The following is an 11980-nucleotide window of genomic DNA, read 5'->3' as shown; positions in this document are numbered from 1 at the left end:
ACAGAAAGACATCATGGAAATCAAACGACTGCACGTAGGCAAGCGACTGTCCGAAGTCGCGATCCACAACGAGACCGTGTACCTGGCCGGCCAGATCGCCGAAGACACTACCCAGGGCATCGATGGCCAGATGCGCGAAGTGCTGGGCCACGTCGACCGTTTGCTGGGCGAAGCCGGCAGCGACAAATCGTGCATCCTGTCCTGCAATATCTTCATCTCGGACATGGACAACTTCCCTGGCATGAACGATGTCTGGGACGAGTGGGTCGCCCAGGGCCACACCCCGCCGCGCGCCACCGTCGAAGCCAGGCTGGCCAACCCGGCCTGCCTGGTCGAGGTGTGCGTCACCGCTGCGCTGCGCTGAGCGCATGGTCTCCACCGCACTGTTAGGCGATACCAAGACCGGCCTGGTACAGGGGCTGAGCCCTGAGGACTGCGTGCGCGTGCACGCTGCGCTCGACTATGCGTTCGGCGCCTATGGCATGCGCCTGGCCGGTTCGGGCCAGAGCGCGTTCGAATTCTCGCTTGGCGCTGCCGGCACGCTCGCGTACCTGAATACCGATGCCGAAACGCGCATCGCCGGCCTGGTGTTCGAGCTGGCGCTGATGGACCCGGCCGTGTTCACCGACCTCGAAGAACGCTTCGGCGCCGGCGTCGTCGCACTGGTGCAGGGCGTGCATCAATTGATCCGCCTGCGTGACCTGACTGCCGGCGGCGCCCCCGTGGGCAGCGGCAAGAATGCCGCGCAACAGGCCGCGGCGCAAAACGAGACGCTGCGCAAGATGCTGCTGGCGATGGCCACCGACATGCGCGTGGTGCTGATGCGTCTGGCCTCGTGCGCGGCCACGCTGCGCCACTTCGCCGAGCACAAACGGTTTGACGACGTCACGCGCGCTTACGGGCGCGAGGTGCTGGACTTCTATGCGCCGCTGGCCAACCGGCTCGGGATCTGGCAACTGAAGTGGGAGCTGGAAGACCTGGCGTTTCGCTTCATCGAACCCGATACCTACAAGCGCATCGCCAAGATGCTCGAAGAAAAGCGCATGTCGCGCGAGAGCTTCGTCGCTTCGTCGATCGAGCGTCTGCAACGCGAGCTGGCGTCGGCGTCGATTCCGGCCGATGTGTCGGGCCGCCCGAAGCACATCTACAGCATCTGGAGCAAGATGCGCGGCAAGGAGCTCGATTTCACCGAGCTGTACGACGTGCGCGCGTTTCGCGTCATCGTCCCCGACATCAAGACCTGCTACACGGTGCTGGGCGTGATTCACAATATCTGGACGCCGGTGCCGAAGGAATTCGACGACTATATCTCGCGCCCGAAGCCCAACGGCTACCGCTCGCTGCACACGGTGGTCATGGCCGAAGACGGCCGGCCGCTCGAAGTGCAGATCCGCACGCAAGAGATGCACAACTTTGCCGAATACGGCATCGCCGCGCACTGGCGCTATAAAGAAGAAGGGGGCTCGAACTTCAAGAGCCAGCAATACGACGAAAAGATCGCCTGGCTGCGTCAGCTGCTGGCCTGGAAGACCGACGTGTCCGATGCGGTGTCGGGCCAGGAAGAACTGCAACGCGAATGGGTCGAAAAGCTCAAGGCCACGACGCTGGACGACCGCATCTTTGTGTTGACGCCGCAGGCGCGGGTGCTCGAACTGCCGGTGGGCGCGACGCCCATCGACTTCGCGTACCACCTGCACAGCGATGTCGGCCACCGCTGCCGCGGCGCGCGCATCGATGGTGTGATGGTGCCGCTCAATACGCAACTGAAAAACGGCCAGACCTGCGAAATCATCACCGCCAAGGGCTCCAGCGGCAATCAGGGCCCGTCGCGCGACTGGCTCAGTCCCGGCTACGCGGTCAGCAGCCGCACGCGCTCGAAGATCCGCGCCTGGTTCCACGCGCTGGACCAGGCCGAAACGCTGGCCCACGGCCGCGCGCTCGTCGAAAAGTCGCTCCAGCGCGAAGGCAAGACGGCCGTCAACCTGGAACTGCTGGCGCAGAAGCTGGGCTTTGCCAAAGTGGACGAACTGTTCATCGAAGTGGGCAAGGACAAGTTCAGCCTGCGCCACGTGGAAGCCGCGCTGCACGATGGCGACGAACCGGCGCCGGTCGAGGAACCGAAGTTCGACAACAAGAGCCGCGCCTCGAGCGTGGAGCAGGGCGCCAAGTCGGGCGTGCTGGTGCTGGGCACCGAGGGGCTCATGACCTTGCTCGCCAAGTGCTGCAAGCCGGCCCCGCCCGATCCGATCATCGGCTTCGTCACGCGCGGCAAGGGCGTCTCGATCCACCGCCTGACGTGCAAGAACTTCTCCGAGATGCAGGCCAAGTCGCCGGAACGCGTCATCCAGACCGAATGGGGTTCAGCGGGCAACGAAACCGTTTATCCGGTCGACCTGTTCATCCTGGCGCAGGACCGGCAAGGGCTGCTGCGCGATATCTCCGAAGTCTTCTCGCGCGAGAAGATCAATGTGATCGGGGTGAACACGCAAAGCGCCAAGGGCCAGGCGCGCATGATCTTCACGGCCGAAATCGGGTCGACGGCGCAGGCACAGAAGGCGCTGGCGGCCATCATGGAGGTGGGCGGCGTGATGGAGGCGAAGCGGCAGTAGGGCCGTGCTCCGTGCGCGGGGAGGTGACGTAATCATTTGTCACCGACCCGCGCAGCCTGCCGCAACCGCAGTATCATTCAGCCCATGCCGCGCTCGCTTCCTTCCACCGCCCATCCCGAACTCTGGTTCGCGCACGCCAAACGCTACCTGCGCAGCTGGTGGTACATGATCCATCTGGGCGCGGTGGCCATCGTGCTGGCATTGTCGCCATCGACCTGGCAGCGCGAACGCTTCCACGCCACCGCGCGCCACATCCACGCCAGCACCTGGCAGGTATTGCCCTGGTTTACGCTGGCCGCGTGCCTGGTCAGCCTCGTCATCATCCGCATCGTGCTGGTCACGGCCAAGAGCTATGGCTTGTCGGGCTTTGCGCTCGAGATGGTGGTGCGCGTGCTGGTGCTCGAACTGATCCCACTGTGCGCGGCGCTGTTCGTCGCGCTGCGCGCCAGCATGGCATTCGACGCGTCCGCGCTGGGCCTTGCGCACCGCGCGCTGCCTGCACGGGGCGCCAGCGACGATGCGCTGCGCCGCATGCGCAGCGACCTGGTGCCGCAGTTGTTCGCCAATGCGGTGGCGGTGCTGACGCTGGCGCTGGTCACGTCCATCGTCGTGCTGCTGCTGGCCTATCTGAACGTGTACGGCGTCTCGCCGTGGGGCCTGGGCGACTATACCCGCACAGTAGGGCGCGTGTTCGCACCAACCGTCACGGCCGGCTTCGTGCTCAAGACGGTGCTGTTCGGCCTGGCCGTGGCGTTGATCCCGACGGCGGCGATCCTCGAATTGCAGCGCTATCCACGGCGCCTGGTCTCGACCGTGCAGCCGGGCGCACTGCGCCTGCTGTTCGTGCTGATCGTGATCGAATCGGCCTCGCTTGCACTGAAATACATCTGATTGACAGGACCAAGACTCACATGACGGACCAGATTCCCGATACCGCACTGCCCGACGAGCCGAAGCACGTTGAAACCAAGGCCGTACTCCTCCTCGTTTTTCTGGGGCTGATGATCTGCGGCTTCGTGTTCTACGTGATGTACGCGCGTGGCGTGTTCGAGCCGACCCAGCGCCTGACGCTCGTGGCCGACGATTCGACCGGCGTCATTCCCGGCATGGACATGACGTTTGCCGGCTTTCCGATCGGGCGCGTGCGCCAGGTGGAGTTGGCCGACACCGGCAAGGTGAATATCCTGGTCGACGTCCAGAGCAAGGACGCCAAGTGGCTGCGCGCGTCGAGCGTCTTCACGCTGGAGTCGAGCATTGTCGGTGAAACGCGCCTGCGCGCCTACACGGGCGTGCTGACCGATGCGCCGCTGCCGGCCGGCTCGACCCGCACCGTGCTGCGCGGCGATGCCACGGCGGAGATTCCGCGCATCGTCGCCACGGCGCGCGGACTGCTGGAAAACCTGGAAACGATGACGTCGTCCGGCTCGGACGTGAATACCAGCCTGTCGAACCTGTCGGCCGTCACGGGCCGCATGTCGGGGCGCTACGGCGTGCTGGGTGGCGCGCTGGGTGGCGACGAAGAAGCGAAGAAGCTGATGGAGGCGCTCGACCGCGTCAACCTGATCCTGGCCAAAGCCGACCAGCGCGTGTTCGGCCAGGCCGGCGTGATGGACGACGCCCAGGCGGCCGTGCGCCAGCTCGACGTCGTGCTCAAGGACGCGAGCGCCACGCTGAAGAAAGTCGATGCCGTGCTGGTCGAAGCGCAGGCCGTCGGCGCCAATACGCGCGAAGCGACTGAAGACCTGAGCGCACTGCGCGGCGATGTCGACGCCAGCCTGCGCAAGGTGAATCGCCTCGTCGAGGAAATCAACCGCAAGTGGCCGTTCGCGCGCACCAATCCGGAGATCAAGCTGCCATGAAGACCATTCCATTGTTGATTGCTGCAATGCTGGCCGGCTGCGCGAGCAAGCCGTTGCCGCCCGACTGGCAGGCGAACGCCAAGGGCGCGCTCGACGCGTCCGTTGACGATTACCTGAAAGGGCACACGGCCGCGTCAAATGCCGAGTTCCGCGAAGCGCGCGCCGAGACCACTGCCACCGGGCGGCTTGATCACGTAGCCCAGGTCGAGCTGGTGCGCTGCGCGGCGCAGGTGGCCAGTCTCGTGTTCGAGGAGTGCCCGGGTTATGCGGCGCTGGCTGATGACGCGACACCGGCGCAGCGCGCCTACGCCGCGTATCTGGCGGGGCAGTGGGAAGGTCTGGATGTGACGCTGCTGCCCGAGCAGCATCGGGCGGTCGTCAGTGGCGGCGCGCTGGAGAGCATTGCCGATCCGCTGGCGCGGCTGGTGGCGGCTGGCGCGCAGTTCAAGGCGAGTCGCATCACGCCAGCGGGGATTACGCTGGCCGTCGACACGGCCTCAAACCAGGGCTGGCGCCGGCCGCTGCTGGCGTGGCTGGGCGTGCAGGCGCAGCGCGCCGCGGCGGCGGGCGACACGGCCGCGCAGGCGGCGATCGAGCGGCGCCGCAAGCTGGCCGGCGGCCAGTAACGCTTAACCCGTCAGCGCAGCGCCCACGGCAGCGTGTTGTGAATCGTGGTCGCGGCAATGGCAGCCTGGCCGGTCGCTACGGTGATCTGGTTCAGCCCGCGCGTGACGTCACCGATCGCGTACAGCCCGGGCACCGCCGTGCGGCAATGGTCGTCCACGGCCAGCGTGTCGCATTCAACCGTTTCGGCGCCGAGATTGGCCGCCAGGGCAGAGCGCGCATTCTCACCCAGCATCGGGTAGAACACATCGCATTCATAGGATTGCCCGTCGCGCGTGTGCAGCACGGGTTTGAGGTCATCGGTCAGCGTAACGCCGGCCAGCGGTGACGCGATGTGCTGCACATTCGCCGCCTGCAGCTGCGCATGCTGGTCGGCGTCGACCACCGACTCGTCGGCCCGTTCGAACAGCAGCACGTCGCGGCTGAACGTGCGCATGAACAGGGCGTGGCCGACCGGGTTGACTTCGGCCGTGGCCACGGCGATGCGTTTGTCGATCACGTCGTAGCCGTCGCACACGGGGCACAGGCGCACCGCGCCGCTGGCCACCGCTTCGTCCCAGCGCTCGACCGGCATGCCCACATCAGCCACACCCGTGGCCAGCAGCACCGTGTAGGCGCGCATTTCGGTGACGTCGCCCTCCGGGCTCGTGCAATCGGCGATGAACAGGCCGTCGTCGATACGCAGGTTGCTGATTTCGCCGGGAATCACGTGGCCGCCGTACTTGCCGAGCTGGCAGCGCAGCTGGTCGAGCAGCAGCTTGCCATTGATCCCGTCCGGGAAGCCGGGGTAATTGTGCGAGACGGGAATCCAGGCCAGGCGGCTGTTGCCCTTGTCGACCAGGGCGACATTGCGGGTGAACCGGCGCAGGTAAATGGCGGCGGTCAGGCCACCCGGCCCGCCGCCGATGATGAGAGTGTCGAATACGTTCGGTGTAAGGTCCATACATGCATTATGTCGCCGATTACCGAACCGGGCTATCGGCGCACGTGCTCGCCTGGGGTGGGCCTGTGCTTACACGAATAGTGGCAAGTCGATGTTGACCGCCGGTTTCACAGCGATTTGCCGCCGGCCGCTTCCGGTTGCAGCGTCACATGGTCGATGCCATGGCGCGCGCGCAGCATCGCGCGCACGGCTTCCAGCACGGCGGGCCATTGTTCCAGGCTGCGGATCTCGATGTGCCCGATCAGCGCCGGGTGGCCGGGCGACATGTCCCATACATGCATGTCGTGCACGGCGAGTACGCCGTCGACTGCGGCCATGTCGGCGCCGACCTGCACGAAGTCGATCGCGTGCGGCACCGCTTCCATCAGAAAGTGGTATGACTCGCGCAGGATGCCGCTGGTCGAGCGCAGGATCAGCAGCGCGACGAAGATCGACAGGATCGGGTCGGCTCGCAGCCACCCGGTGAAATAGATGATCGCGCCGGAGGCAATCGCAGCCAGCGAGCCGAGCAGGTCGCCCATCACATTGACGAGCGCGGCGCGCGTGTTGATGCTGTCATTGTTGCGTGACAGGATCCACGCGACGAGCAGATTGATCGAGGCGCCCAGCGCGGCCACCACCAGCACGATACCGCCCTTGACCGGCTCCGGATGGATCAGGCGCTGGATGGCTTCCCAGCCGATCCAGCCCACCAGGGCCAGCATTACCAGGCAATTGACGAACGCGGCCAGCGCTTCGGCGCGTACGAAGCCGAACGAGTGGCGCGCCGATGGCGGGCGCTTGGCGATCATCTGTGCAAGCAGGGCCAGACCGAGGGCGGCGGCGTCGGTCACCATGTGGCCGGCGTCCGAGATCAGGGCCAGCGAATTTGATACGAAGCCGGTGATCACCTCGATCAGCGCAAACAGCAGGGTCAGGCCCATGGCAAAGGCCAGCGCCTTCTGGCTGCGCGCTTCGATGGAATGGGAATGGCGTGCGTCACCGTCGAGGTGGGCATGCAGGTGGGAAGGGTCGTGCGGCTTGTACGTCATCGCCATGCAATCAATAGTAGGCTGGGGGCGCTAGTGTAAATCATTCGTGCGGTGGTGGCAGTGCGGGCTGGTCAGCAATAAATTTTGTGCGAGGGTTGCGGTTCCTGCATCGGGTCCCTATAATGGCGGCATCGGGCGGTTAGTTCAGCTGGTTAGAATACTTGGTCGACATCCAAGGGGTCGCAGATTCGAATTCTGCACCGCCCACCAGAATATCAGTAAGAGCGAGAAAGGCATCAACGGTTATGACACCGCGAACTACAACCAGGTTGTGGGGGAATCGCTAGGCGCGGTGTGGTGTTCTTTTGCTCGACACAAAGAAGAAAACGCGGCTAGCCCGCGTTTTTTTTCGTCCAGATTTTACTATCCTTGATTCTTGTTATTTAACGGCGCGCGGCGCCACGATTGGAGTACAGCATGTTGAACGTCCGACTTCCCGATGGTTCCAGCCGCCAGTTTGACGGTCCCGTGACGGTGGCGCAGGTAGCGCAGAGCATTGCCCCGAGTCTGGGCAAGGCAGCGCTTGCCGGCAAGGTCAACGGCAAGGTGGTCGACACGTCGTTCCTGATCGACGCCGACGCCGATCTCGCGATCGTCACCGACCGCGATCCGGAAGGGCTGGACGTGATCCGTCACTCGACCGCCCACCTGCTGGCGCACGCGGTCAAGGAACTGTTCCCTGAAGCGCAAGTCACGATCGGTCCGGTCATCGAAAACGGTTTCTATTACGACTTCTCGTACAAGCGCCCGTTCACCCCGGGCGACCTGGCCGCCATCGAAAAGAAGATGACCGAGCTGGCCAAGAAGGACGAGCCGGTCACCCGCAAGGTGCTGCCGCGTGACGAAGCCGTCGATTACTTCAAATCCATCGGCGAACACTACAAGGCAGAAATCATTGCCTCGATCCCGGCGAACGAGGACGTCTCGCTGTACACCGAAGGCAGCTTCACCGACCTGTGCCGCGGCCCGCACGTGCCATCGTCCGGCAAGCTGAAAGTCTTCAAGCTGATGAAGCTGGCGGGCGCCTACTGGCGCGGCGACTCCAAGAACGAAATGCTGCAGCGCGTGTACGGTACCGCCTGGACCAAGAAGGAAGACCAGGAGCAGTACCTGCACATGCTCGAAGAAGCCGAAAAGCGCGATCACCGCAAACTCGGCAAGTCGCTGGACCTGTTTCACTTCCAGGAAGAGGCACCAGGCCTCGTGTTCTGGCATCCGAAGGGCTGGACGATCTGGCAACAGGTCGAGCAATACATGCGCCACAAGTACCAGGTCGCCGGCTACAGCGAAGTCAAGGCGCCGCAGATTCTCGATCGCACGCTGTGGGAAAAAACCGGTCACTGGGAAAACTACCGCGACAATATGTTCACGACCGAGTCGGAGAACCGTTCGTACGCGTTGAAGCCGATGAATTGCCCGGGTCACGTGCAGATCTACAATTCGGGCATGCGCTCGTACCGTGACCTCCCGTTGCGCTTTGGCGAATTCGGCCAGTGCCACCGCAACGAGCCGTCCGGCGCGCTGCACGGCCTGATGCGCGTGCGCGGCTTTACCCAGGATGACGGCCACATCTTCTGTACCGAAGAGCAGGTCGAGCGCGAAGTCACGTCGTTCCACGCCCAGGCGATGGCCGTGTATGACGACTTCGGCTTTGCCAATATCGACGTCAAGCTGGCGCTGCGTCCCGACAGCCGCATCGGTTCGGACGAGGTCTGGGACCAGGCTGAAGAATCGCTGCGCTCGGCGCTGCGTGCCTGCGGCGTGACCTGGACTGAATTGCCGGGCGAGGGCGCGTTCTATGGTCCGAAGATCGAGTACCACCTGAAGGATAGCCTCGGCCGTCCATGGCAGGTCGGCACCGTGCAGGTCGACTTCTCGATGCCGGGCCGCCTTGGTTCCGAGTATGTCGCAGAAGACAATACCCGCCGCGTGCCGGTGATGCTGCACCGTGCGATCGTCGGTTCGATGGAACGTTTCATCGGTATCCTGATCGAAAACTACGCCGGCGCACTGCCGCTCTGGCTGGCCCCGGTGCAAGTGGCGGTGCTCAACATCTCGGATGCGCAGGGCGATTACGTGAAAGAAGTCGAGGCCAAGCTGCGCGTCGCAGGCCTGCGTGTTCACGCTGATTTGCGCAATGAGAAGATCACCTATAAAATACGTGAACATTCCGTCCAAAAACTGCCGTATATTCTCGTTGTTGGGGATAAAGAAAAAGACGCGAATACCGTGGCTGTGCGAGCCCGAGGCAATGTCGATCTGGGCGTGATGTCCGTCGATGCACTCGTGGAACGTCTGGTGGGCGAAGTCGCCGCCAAGACGAAGTAATCCCGGCCAAATTTCAATACGTTCAAAGGAAACAACATAGCTACTGACAAGAATAATCGCATCAATGGCGAGATCACCCATCCCGAAATGCGTTTGAACGGCGTAGAGAACGAGCCTTTGGGCATCGTTAGTCTGGCCGACGCGTTTCGCATGGCCGAAGAACTGAACGTCGACCTGGTCGAGATCGCGCCAAACGCGGTCCCGCCGGTCTGCCGCCTGATGGACTACGGCAAGTTCAAGTATTCGGAGCAAAAAAAGGCGCATGAGGCGAAGCTCAAGCAGAAGATCATCCAGGTCAAGGAAGTCAAATTCCGCCCGGGTACCGATGACGGCGACTACAACATCAAGTTGCGTAACCTCATCAAGTTCCTGGAAGAAGGCGACAAAGCCAAGATCACGCTGCGCTTCCGCGGTCGTGAAATGGCCCACCAGGATATCGGTATGCGTGTGCTCGAGCGTTTGCGCACGGATCTCGATGCAGTCGGTCAGGTGGAGCAGTTCCCGAAACTCGAAGGTCGCCAGATGATCATGGTGGTCGCGCCGAGGAAGAAGAAGTAATTCTTCGCCGGGAGCATCCAGAGCCGGGCCCGCGTTGCAGAGGTTGTCTGCAGCCCGGCCCGGCTTTATTGCGTCCGTACGCCGGGTGTCGCCCACTGCCTGTCTTTCTTGCAGTCAGCTATCCAAGCGTGAATAAGCTGTGCTACAATCTTCGATTCCTGTTTGCGACAAGCAGGTTGTAGCAGGCTCTGAGTCTGCTGCAAAACAAGTGAAAGTAGGCATCTAAGAGCAGCGTCGCTGCCACCTGCAATCCTGTTACATATGAGACTGTCCGCGAGGGCAGATGACTATGCCAAAAATGAAAACCAAAAGCAGCGCGAAGAAACGTTTTCGCGTGCGTCCAGGTGGTACTGTGAAATCGGGTATGGCGTTCAAGCGTCACATCCTGACCAAGAAGACCACCAAGAACAAGCGCCAACTGCGCGGCACCCGCAACATCAATGCAGCAGACGTCACGTCCGTCTACCGCATGATGCCATCTGCTTAATCTCACACTAAGGAGCTACTATGCCTAGAGTTAAACGTGGGGTTACAGCACGTGCCCGTCATAAGAAGGTTCTTGACCTTGCCAAAGGTTACCGCGGTCGTCGCAGCAAGGTATATCGTGTTGCCAAGCAAGCAGTCATGCGCGCTGGCCAATATGCATACCGTGACCGTCGCAACAAGAAGCGCGTCTTCCGCGCACTGTGGATCACCCGTATCAACGCGGCTTCGCGTTCGCACGGCATGACCTACAGCGTGTTCATGAACGGCCTGAAGAAGTCCGCAATTGAACTGGACCGTAAAGTCCTGGCCGACATGGCTGTGCATGACAAGCCGGCGTTCGCCGCGATTGTCAGCGCCGTCAAGGCCAAGCTGGCTGCTTGATTCGTTAAGCTGCTAAGCAAGTTGGTGCCGCGCTCCTCACCGGGCGTGGCGCACAAAGAAGCGGGGCAAGGTTCACACCTGTGCCCCGTTTTTGATTCTGGCGTCTCCCGCCAACGAAAAACAGGAAAAGAACAAGCATGAACCTGGAAGAACTCGTCGTCGCGGCCCGTGCCGATTTCGCGGAGGCGCCAGACGCCGCCGCGCTTGAAAATGCGAAAGCCAAGTACCTGGGCAAGACCGGCCAGGTGACCGACCTGATGAAGGGTCTGGGCAAGCTCGATCCCGATGCGCGCAAGGCGCAGGGCGCTCTGATCAATGCCGCCAAAGAACAAATCGAACAGGCATTGACCGCGCGCCGCGAGGCGCTCGCCGAGGCGCAGCTGCAGGCGCGTCTGTCCATGGAAGCCATCGACGTGACGCTGCCCGGCCGTGGCCGCTCGAAGGGTGGCATCCACCCGGTGATGCGCACCTGGGAACGCGTCGAGCAGATCTTCCGCTCCATCGGTTTCGACGTGGCCGACGGCCCCGAGATCGAAAACGACTGGACCAACTTTACCGCACTGAACAGCCCGGAGAACCATCCGGCCCGTTCGATGCAGGACACCTTCTACATCGACGGCAACGACAGCACCGGCAAGCCGCTGCTGCTGCGCACGCACACGAGCCCGATGCAGGTGCGCTATGCCCGCACCCACACGCCGCCAATCAAGGTCATCGCACCGGGTCGCACCTACCGCGTCGACAGCGACGCGACCCACTCGCCGATGTTCCACCAGGTCGAAGGCCTGTGGATTGGCGAGAACATCAGCTTCGCCGATCTCAAGGGCGTGTACCTGAACTTCGTCCAGGCCTTCTTCGAGACCGACGACCTGCAAGTGCGCTTCCGCCCATCGTATTTCCCGTTCACCGAACCGTCGGCCGAGATCGACATCGCGTTCGGCTCCGGTCCGCTCAAGGGCCGCTGGCTCGAAGTCTCGGGCGCCGGCCAGGTGCACCCGACGGTGGTGCGCAACTTCGGGCTCGACCCGGAAAAATTCATCGGCTTCGCGTTCGGCTCCGGCCTCGAGCGCCTGACGATGCTGCGTTATGGAATCAGTGATTTGCGCCTGTTCTACGAAGGCGACCTGCGTTTCCTGAAGCAGTTCAATTAATTCGACGCTG

The 11980-nt window shown here is 62.8% G+C and carries 12 protein-coding genes and 1 tRNA gene; 11 read left to right on the top strand and 2 right to left on the bottom strand.

All coding sequences use genetic code 11. The annotated features are described in order from the left end of the window. Positions 1–13: 13 nt before the first annotated feature. From AC56LH_RS09900 to AC56LH_RS09880, 5 genes are all read left to right on the top strand, one after another. Positions 14–364, top strand: a complete 351-nt coding sequence (locus AC56LH_RS09900; RefSeq protein ID WP_499645778.1) for a RidA family protein — start codon at positions 14–16, stop codon at positions 362–364. Between the two features lie 4 nt (positions 365–368). Further along, a complete protein-coding gene (locus AC56LH_RS09895; protein ID WP_499645777.1) occupies positions 369–2609 on the top strand; it encodes a RelA/SpoT family protein in 2241 nt (746 codons plus the stop codon). An 84-nt stretch (positions 2610–2693) separates the two neighbouring features. Beyond that, positions 2694–3500, top strand: a complete 807-nt coding sequence (locus AC56LH_RS09890; protein ID WP_499645776.1) for an MlaE family ABC transporter permease — start codon at positions 2694–2696, stop codon at positions 3498–3500. Positions 3501–3520: 20 nt separating this feature from the next. Continuing rightward, the gene (locus AC56LH_RS09885; protein ID WP_499645775.1) at positions 3521–4468 is read left to right on the top strand and encodes an MlaD family protein; all 948 of its coding nucleotides are present in this window, start codon (positions 3521–3523) and stop codon (positions 4466–4468) included. After that, complete coding sequence (locus tag AC56LH_RS09880; protein ID WP_499645774.1) at positions 4465–5094, top strand: hypothetical protein; 630 nt, start codon at positions 4465–4467, stop codon at positions 5092–5094. Before AC56LH_RS09885 ends, AC56LH_RS09880 begins: the two co-directional genes overlap by 4 nt. An 11-nt stretch (positions 5095–5105) precedes the next feature. On the opposite strand, the gene AC56LH_RS09875 is transcribed toward AC56LH_RS09880, so the two are convergent. Further along, entirely contained in the window at positions 5106–6035 is a 930-nt protein-coding gene (locus AC56LH_RS09875; RefSeq protein WP_499645773.1) for an NAD(P)/FAD-dependent oxidoreductase, read from the bottom strand. A gap of 107 nt (positions 6036–6142) precedes the next feature. Further along, positions 6143–7066 (bottom strand): cation diffusion facilitator family transporter, encoded by a 924-nt coding sequence (locus AC56LH_RS09870; RefSeq protein WP_499648442.1) that lies wholly within the window; start codon positions 7064–7066, stop codon positions 6143–6145. A gap of 133 nt (positions 7067–7199) precedes the next feature. On the opposite strand from AC56LH_RS09870, the gene AC56LH_RS09865 reads away from it, so the two are divergent. From AC56LH_RS09865 to pheS, 6 genes are all read left to right on the top strand, one after another. Further along, positions 7200–7276 (top strand) — tRNA-Val (locus AC56LH_RS09865). A 207-nt stretch (positions 7277–7483) separates the two neighbouring features. Beyond that, complete coding sequence (gene thrS, locus AC56LH_RS09860; protein WP_499645772.1) at positions 7484–9394, top strand: threonine--tRNA ligase; 1911 nt, start codon at positions 7484–7486, stop codon at positions 9392–9394. A 36-nt stretch (positions 9395–9430) separates the two neighbouring features. Beyond that, complete coding sequence (gene infC / locus AC56LH_RS09855) at positions 9431–9952, top strand: translation initiation factor IF-3 (protein ID WP_183553737.1); 522 nt, start codon at positions 9431–9433, stop codon at positions 9950–9952. A 289-nt stretch (positions 9953–10241) separates the two neighbouring features. Next, entirely contained in the window at positions 10242–10439 is a 198-nt protein-coding gene (gene rpmI / locus AC56LH_RS09850) for a 50S ribosomal protein L35 (protein ID WP_183553079.1), read from the top strand. A gap of 20 nt (positions 10440–10459) precedes the next feature. Continuing rightward, positions 10460–10819, top strand: coding sequence for a 50S ribosomal protein L20 (rplT, locus tag AC56LH_RS09845; RefSeq protein ID WP_183553077.1), 360 nt, complete (start codon positions 10460–10462; stop codon positions 10817–10819). A gap of 137 nt (positions 10820–10956) precedes the next feature. Continuing rightward, positions 10957–11970: a phenylalanine--tRNA ligase subunit alpha gene (gene pheS / locus AC56LH_RS09840; protein WP_183553075.1), complete on the top strand. Its 1014-nt coding sequence runs from the start codon at positions 10957–10959 to the stop codon at positions 11968–11970. The last annotated feature ends 10 nt before the right edge of the window (positions 11971–11980 follow it).

This window comes from Telluria sp. LT1R51-2 (genome assembly GCF_059685775.1).
This window is presented reverse-complemented; position numbering and strand designations above follow the sequence as displayed.

Bases quoted from the DNA above. Each gene is read 5' to 3' on its own strand.
- AC56LH_RS09900 (WP_499645778.1), top strand. From the start codon at position 14: ATGGAAATCAAACGACTGCACGTAGGCAAGCGACTGTCCGAAGTCGCG.
- AC56LH_RS09895 (WP_499645777.1), top strand. From the start codon at position 369: ATGGTCTCCACCGCACTGTTAGGCGATACCAAGACCGGCCTGGTACAG.
- AC56LH_RS09890 (WP_499645776.1), top strand. From the start codon at position 2,694: ATGCCGCGCTCGCTTCCTTCCACCGCCCATCCCGAACTCTGGTTCGCG.
- AC56LH_RS09885 (WP_499645775.1), top strand. From the start codon at position 3,521: ATGACGGACCAGATTCCCGATACCGCACTGCCCGACGAGCCGAAGCAC.
- AC56LH_RS09880 (WP_499645774.1), top strand. From the start codon at position 4,465: ATGAAGACCATTCCATTGTTGATTGCTGCAATGCTGGCCGGCTGCGCG.
- AC56LH_RS09875 (WP_499645773.1), bottom strand. From the start codon at position 6,035: ATGGACCTTACACCGAACGTATTCGACACTCTCATCATCGGCGGCGGG.
- AC56LH_RS09870 (WP_499648442.1), bottom strand. From the start codon at position 7,066: ATGACGTACAAGCCGCACGACCCTTCCCACCTGCATGCCCACCTCGAC.
- thrS (WP_499645772.1), top strand. From the start codon at position 7,484: ATGTTGAACGTCCGACTTCCCGATGGTTCCAGCCGCCAGTTTGACGGT.
- rpmI (WP_183553079.1), top strand. From the start codon at position 10,242: ATGCCAAAAATGAAAACCAAAAGCAGCGCGAAGAAACGTTTTCGCGTG.
- rplT (WP_183553077.1), top strand. From the start codon at position 10,460: ATGCCTAGAGTTAAACGTGGGGTTACAGCACGTGCCCGTCATAAGAAG.
- pheS (WP_183553075.1), top strand. From the start codon at position 10,957: ATGAACCTGGAAGAACTCGTCGTCGCGGCCCGTGCCGATTTCGCGGAG.